This window comes from Oleiphilus sp. HI0061, assembly GCF_001635675.1.
Genome location: NZ_LWFE01000811.1, coordinates 1 through 490, shown reverse-complemented (window position 1 = coordinate 490; position 490 = coordinate 1). Strand labels below are relative to the sequence as shown.

Annotated in this window: 1 protein-coding gene; it reads left to right on the top strand. The window is 38.4% G+C overall.

Translation table 11 applies throughout. The features are described 5' to 3' along the window. A partial coding sequence (locus A3735_RS09800) for a tyrosine-type recombinase/integrase (RefSeq protein WP_231882524.1) occupies window positions 1-474 on the top strand: 474 nt, incomplete at its 5' end. Window positions 475-490: the final 16 nt, after the last annotated feature.

Here is a 490-nt window from a genome sequence, read left to right as displayed (position 1 = left end):
ATTTTGAAGCGGCTTCATAGTAGGGCTGGGAGGCCCACAAAAGCTCAGCAAGAAATGATCTCATCTCGATCTATCTCAATTAAAGATTCGGATCTAAAAGATCGTATTGAGTCTTACATTATTGGAAACCAAATTAAACACAATCAAAGACTTTTCGGTGTGGATCGACATACTGTAAATCGTCATATACATAAACTGGTCGAACGTTCGGGAGGCTCCCCCTTTAATATAACCGCTGAAACCTTTAGACATAGCTTTGCAGTGCATCTAATGCTCTCGGGAGTACCTCAAACTAGAATCAGAAAACTTTTGGGCTTAAAAAAGTACCATCAAATAGAAAAATATGAAAGAGCCATTCCCGAAGATGTTGATGATGTTTTAAGAGGTGTACTAGATAATTACCAATACCTGTGTCTTTATCTTTCTGAAAGCGGACGTTGGCGGTTTTTGTTTACTTTGGTCAAATTAGGCTAGTAATAGCTCTCTTAAG